General features: G+C 40.3%; 4 protein-coding genes and 1 pseudogene. All 5 read right to left on the bottom strand.

Annotation, left to right across the window (positions count from 1 at the left end):
* Positions 1–4: 4 nt before the first annotated feature.
* Entirely contained in the window at positions 5–442 is a 438-nt protein-coding gene (locus I6E24_RS14870; RefSeq protein WP_154042574.1) for a PepSY-like domain-containing protein, read from the bottom strand.
* 113 nt (positions 443–555) lie between these two features.
* Positions 556–1,821, bottom strand: a complete 1,266-nt coding sequence (locus I6E24_RS14865; protein WP_235329354.1) for a sensor histidine kinase — start codon at positions 1,819–1,821, stop codon at positions 556–558.
* The gene (locus tag I6E24_RS14860) at positions 1,818–2,495 is read right to left on the bottom strand and encodes a response regulator transcription factor (protein ID WP_235329352.1); all 678 of its coding nucleotides are present in this window, start codon (positions 2,493–2,495) and stop codon (positions 1,818–1,820) included. Before I6E24_RS14860 ends, I6E24_RS14865 begins: the two co-directional genes overlap by 4 nt.
* A gap of 130 nt (positions 2,496–2,625) precedes the next feature.
* On the bottom strand, positions 2,626–5,199 hold the full coding sequence (glgP, locus tag I6E24_RS14855) for an alpha-glucan family phosphorylase (RefSeq protein ID WP_204405115.1): 2,574 nt from the start codon (positions 5,197–5,199) through the stop codon (positions 2,626–2,628).
* Between the two features lie 22 nt (positions 5,200–5,221).
* Positions 5,222–6,361: pseudogene (locus I6E24_RS14850) on the bottom strand (glycosyltransferase); the annotation flags it as partial.
* Positions 6,362–6,485: the final 124 nt, after the last annotated feature.

The raw sequence follows: 6,485 nt of genomic DNA, 5'->3' as shown, positions 1-6,485 counted from the left end.
ATTATCAATCATCAATATCAATTACTCTGAACTGCTTGTCGAATTTGATTTCCCATCTGTTGGAAAGCTTGATTTCATATTCTCTTGAGTTTCTTTCAATCTGAAGAATCTTCTCATTAGGATAGTTTGTATTGACGTAATCAATGATTTCCTTTGGAACTATCTGTGATGGAACACCGTTCTTGATACATTTCACTTCAGTCCAATCGCCAGACTTATCAAATTCTAATTTGTCGCCCGAAGTGAAAATCACATCGAAACTCTTATAGAACAAATCTGTTTCCTGTTTTGCCATGGCAACTTTAGAATCTTTGAAATAGTTAGAGATAAAAGTCTGAGCCTTTAACGGAAGCTGACCTATCTGGATAGGTTTATCTGTATCAGCTACAACAACCATTGACATTGTGAACAAACAAACGAATAAAAATATTACTTTTTTCATAACCTTAAAATTTTAATTGTTAGTACTGTGCTTAATTTTATATTGCAAAGATTATACACAATACTGAAAAGATTCTGGAAAAATCAGCTTTTTTCGGCTTTTAGTGTATTTTTTTATTTCGAAATGCTGAAAATGTGCATTTTCCCATTGAAATCGTACGATATCTTTAGTCCGGCAGCCTTGCATATAGTATTTACCAATGCCAGGCCAAGCCCGGTAGAACCTTCCTTCTTGCTTCCCTGATAGAAACGTGTAAATATCTGCGATGAATCCAATGGCACATCACCGCTGCTGGCTACACTAAATCCTCTTCCTGATACTTTCACCACAATATCTCCCCCATCTGCATTATGCACAAACGCATTTTTCAGAAGATTAGTTACCATCATTACAGACAAAGATTCGTTCATCTCTACCATGAATGTTGATTCGGAAGAATAGCTGACATTTATGTTCTTATACCCGTAAACCTCACTGAAAGTTTCAATATACTGCTCCAGAAGGGAATTGACGCATATTTCCTTTACATCTGCATACTGTCCGTTCTCTATCTTGCACAGCAGCAACAATGATTTGTTCATACGCGTAATATTTTCCAGAGTCTGATGGGTCTTCGCAATCTCTTCCATCTGCTTTTCAGTCAGATTATCATCCTCCATAAGCATTTCCAGCCTGTTCAGGCATATCGCCAATGGTGTCTGCATCTCGTGCGACGCATTCCCGATAAAAACTTTTTGCTGTTCATAGAGTTTCTCGTTTCTCTCTACAGACATTGTCACCGCACGATACAGCTTCTTGAATTCGGTAATATCGGACTTATTCCTCAGCGGAGCACAGTCATTACCTATCTTATATTTGTTGAACCATGACAATAGTACATACAGAGGTTTCATATTACGCCTGAATATCCATACATTCAGAAGCAGAAGCGTCAGAAATATACCTATATAAAGTGCAATTATCCACCCCAAGATAGCCTTCTGAAGGTCTAGCTTGTCTATCGTAGGCGTATATACTACTAGTTCCTTATACCCATCGTCAGTCTTGAATATCGTTACCAATATCCTCGCAGGCTCATACTCCAGCTTTTCGTCAATATACACCATTTCGTCTCTGTACGTAATCCATGGATAAGTATTTGCATACTCCTCGCTGATGTCGTACATATAATACTGATTGTTTGATCCATTATTCAGAGAAGGCATTTCCTCGCCATTAAGTACCCTTATGATAAGGTTCTCCGTATAATCGTCCAGCGAATCGTCCACCTCATCATTCACTTCGTCCACTATGGCCCAGTAGAAGAAAACAGCCCACGCTGCCATTATAATCGCCGATGCTATTGAAATATGCAGCATCACATTGTGAAACAGTTTCATTCCAATACGAATTTATATCCTATACCATAAACAGCTTTCAGCTCGGGAGTGGAACCGGCATTCTTAAGCCTTTTCCTAAGATTCTTTATCTGAGCATAAATAAAGTCGAAATTATCCACCTGGTCCATATGATCTCCCCAAACGGATTCGGCCAATGTACTTTTGTTCACCAATCTGTTAGGACGAAGCATGAAATACATCAGTATATCGTATTCCTTACGGTTTAAGTCAATCAGTTTCCCATCCACACTCACTTCAAACTTCTCAGGCAGGATTTCGATATTTCCGAAAACGATTTTCTTCTCTCCTTCCCTCTGGTTTCTTCTCAGCAGACTTTTGATTCGTGCATGAAGTTCGGCCAGATGGAAAGGCTTCGGCAGATAATCATCCGCTCCGAGGTCAAGTCCCTTAACTTTATCCTCTATAGAGTCCTTGGCGGAAAGTATTATCACATTGGCTTTCTTTCCCATGTCCTGTAGTTCAGCCAGAAGATCCAAACCATTTCCGTCAGGAAGCATTATATCAAGCAGAATACAGTCGTAATCATAATCACCCGCCTTCATTAATGCCGTCCGGTAATCGGGAGCTTGCGACACCACATATCTCTCCTTTTCAAGCGACTTGGTTATTATTTCCATCAAGTCTTTATCGTCTTCTACTACAAGTATCTTCATATACAGTCTTATTAATATCGTATTTCTACAAAAATAAGAGTAAAAATACAGAATATAAAAAAATCGGTCTGAAAATCTTATAAAAGATCTCCAGACCGACATGATTGGCGATATTAATTAATAGAATGTATTAATTATTCATTAAAAACCAACGTACGTAGCAGAAGTCCTGACGGTGTGCCAATTCAGGGTTCTTAGGATACATACGGTATGAAACCTTGAAGCTGCCTGCATTTGACAAGCTGTGAGTAAGCTGGAATGTGTATAGGTCACCTTCTACCTTGACAACTTCCATAGGAGTTACAGAGTAGATGTGTTCTTTGCCTTCAGCATTCTTGTAAGTAACTACAAGTTCGATACCAACAGCATCTTTCAATCCCTTTTCGTCAACTACGCAAGTGATTGTATAGTCCTTACCGCTTTCTACGTTGCCTTCGCGAAGTTCTTCTTCCTTGTTCAAGGAAACAACCTGAATTGAATCCCACTTAGATACAACTTCTTCTTTCCATGCAGCAATTTCCTTAGCCTTAGCATAGTCGTTTGCAGCAAGCATCTTATAACGGTTAGCTTCTTTAGTATAGAACTTAGAATAGTAATCGTCAAGCTGACGCTTCATTGTATAGTGAGGAGCAACCTGTGCGATAGAGTTCTTTATTGTTCTAACCCATCCTTCAGAATAGCCCTTCTTGTTGCGAGCGTAGTACAATGGAAGAATTTCAGTTTCAAGGATACTGTAGATAGTAGCAGCATCAAGCTGATCCTGATGTTCCTGGTTCTGATAAGTACGTTTTTCTGTCAAAGCCCATCCTGCACCTTCGCGGTAACCTTCAAGCCACCATCCGTCGAGTACAGAGAAGTTTACTACACCGTTCATCAAAGCCTTTTCACCTGATGTACCAGATGCTTCAAGAGGACGTGTCGGAGTGTTCATCCAGATATCAACACCTGAAACAAGACGACGTGCAAGTTTCATATCGTAGTTTTCGAGGAAGATAATCTTACCCAAGAATTCAGGACGCTTAGAGATTTCTACAATCTTCTTGATCAATCCCTGACCAGCGCCATCGTGTGGGTGAGCCTTACCTGCGAACAGGAACTGTACAGGATAGTTAGGGTTGTTAACGATCTTAGCCAAACGGTCAAGGTCAGTGAACAACAGATGAGCACGTTTGTAAGTAGCGAAACGACGAGCGAAACCGATCAACAGTGCGTTAGGATTAATCTTATCCATCAATGAAACCACGCGTGAAGGATCACCCTGGTTCTTCAACCATGTATCGCGGAACTGATTACGGATATAGTCAGTAAGTTTGTTCTTCAATGCAACACGTGTGTTCCAGATTTCTTCATCAGGCACATTGTAGATAGCTTCCCAAATCTTAGGATTAGACTGGTCGTTCAGGAAGTTTGCATCGAAATATTTGCTGTAAAGTTTCTGCCATTCAGAAGCACACCAAGTCGGGAAGTGAACACCGTTAGTAACATATCCCACGTGGTTTTCTTCCGGGAAGTAACCTTTCCATATTCCTGAGAACATTTCCTGAGAAACTTTTCCATGCAACCAGCTTACACCGTTAACTTCCTGACAAGTGTTGCAAGCGAAAGTAGACATACAGAAACGTTCGTTGTTGTCACCCGGATTGATACGTCCGAGATCCATAAGATCCTGCCATGAAATACCCATACGCTGTGGATAACCACCCATATACTTACCGAACAGACCTTCGTCGAAGTAGTCGTGACCGGCAGGAACCGGAGTATGAACAGTATACAATGAAGAAGCACGTACTACTTCAAGAGCCTGTTCGAATGTCATTCCGCTTTCTACGAAATCGCACAGACGCTGTACGTTACACAATGCGGCATGTCCTTCGTTGCAGTGGTAGATATCTTTCTTGATGCCAAGTTTCTCAAGCAACAGCACACCACCGATACCAAGAAGAATTTCCTGTTTCAAACGGTTTTCCCAGTCGCCACCATAAAGCTGATGAGTGATAGGACGGTCGAACTCGCTGTTCATTTCATTATCTGTATCAAGCAGATACAAAGGTACACGACCTACGTTTACTCTCCATACATATGCATGTACATAGTAGTCAAGATAAGGAACATCCACTACCAATGGCTTTCCGTCTTCGCCGATTACACGGTCCAATGGAAGGCTACCGAAGTTCTGAGCTTCATAGTTAGCCACCTGCTGTCCGTCCATAGACAGGCTCTGAGTGAAATATCCGTAACGGTACAAGAAACCTACCGCACACATGTCTACATTACTGTCTGAAGCTTCTTTCAGATAGTCACCGGCAAGGATACCAAGACCTCCTGAATATATCTTCAATACATGAGTCATACCGTACTCCATACAGAAATATGCCACTGAAGGACGTTTCTTGTCAGGAGCCACGCTCATGTAGTCAGTAAATTTCTTATATACTTTATTTATCTTGTCCAAAGCCTTCTTGTCTTCAGAGATGGCTTCGAGTTTTTCATAACTTAAACGTTCCAAGAAAGCAACAGGGTTCTGTCCCACTACACTCCATAATTCAGGATCAAGAAACTTAAACATATCTGTAGCTTCATAATTCCATGACCACCAAATGTTGCGGGCCATTTCCTGTAACATTTTCAAAGAATCAGGAATACGAGATTTTACTGTAACCTCTTTCCATACAGGAGCATTAGCATAATTTGTTTTAATTTTCATATCTTTCAAATACTTAAAATTATTAATTCTCTTTTTTATTTTTCTTCAGTCTTACCGAAGCATTGCGCAAAGCCACGTCGTATGCTTCATAATAATATTTAATGAAATGCTTCCATAACGCTTTTTCAGCTATAGCGGCAGCATTCTTGCGTATCTTGTCTATCTGTTTCTGATCAAAAGACGAGAATTCGCTAATAGTATCTTTTATGGCATCGGCCACTTCAGAATAGTTATAATCTGTACGGTGTATAACTTTCACTCCATCGGCAAGTTCTCCATTGTGTCCCACTACCGAGTTAACCCACAATCCGAAACCAGCAAGGTCGGAAGTTATTGTAGGCACCTTGAATGCCACACTTTCCAGAGGAGTATAGCCCCATGGTTCGTAATATGAAGGATATACGCTAAGGTCATTACCCAAAACCAGATCATAATACGTCATGTTCAGTATGCCGTCTTTTCCGTCAAGATAACATGGTACGAAAATAACCTTAACCTTAGAATCTGCCGAATTCGACATATTAAGGTATTTGAGCATATCCAACACCTGGTCGTGACTCATATTATGCAACCAATGTGTAACGAATGGAACTTCAAGCGGAGTATTGAAATTTTCCTTGCTGTTCAGTCTGTCGATAAGATCCTGTCTGGCATCTCCTACCCATCCAGGCACGTTTATGAAAGCCAGAACGTCTTTTTTAAGATTTTTGTCTCTTGTCAGACGATTTAGAGTTTCAAGGTAAACATTGATTCCTTTATTCTTAAATTCATATCTTCCGCTGGTACCTATAATAAGAGTATCATCACCCAGCGAAGTACCAAGCAGTTTGTTTGCAATGTTCAGCATTACCTGTCTTGCTTTTTTACGTTTAGCCGAGAACGAACGTCCCTGAGGCACAAAATCATCCTCAAAACCATTCATAAGAACCACATCGGCAGGTTTTTCAAGCAGTTCCTTACATTCATTATTAGTTATTTCGCTTACAGTTGTAAAGCAATCCACATGATGCGCAGTCTGTTTCTCTATAGAGTGTTTCGACTCCATATTAAGTTCCCTGGCCATCTGATCGCCATTATAAGCAAACAAGTAATCATACAGAGGTTTATTGTTACCGGCTATCGAGCGCCCTATAGATGTGGCATGAGTTGTAAAGATAGTAGAACGTCTTTTTTAAGATTTTTGTCTCTTGTCAGACGATTTAGAGTTTCAAGGTAAACATTGATTCCTTTATTCTTAAATTCATATCTTCCGCTGGTACCTATAATAAGAGTATCATCACCCAGCG

The sequence above is a fragment of the Bacteroides caecigallinarum genome (assembly GCF_021530995.1).
Taxonomy (GTDB): domain Bacteria; phylum Bacteroidota; class Bacteroidia; order Bacteroidales; family Bacteroidaceae; genus Phocaeicola; species Phocaeicola faecigallinarum.
The sequence above is the reverse complement of the archived record's forward strand: the minus strand, read 5'-3'. Positions and strand labels throughout refer to the sequence as shown.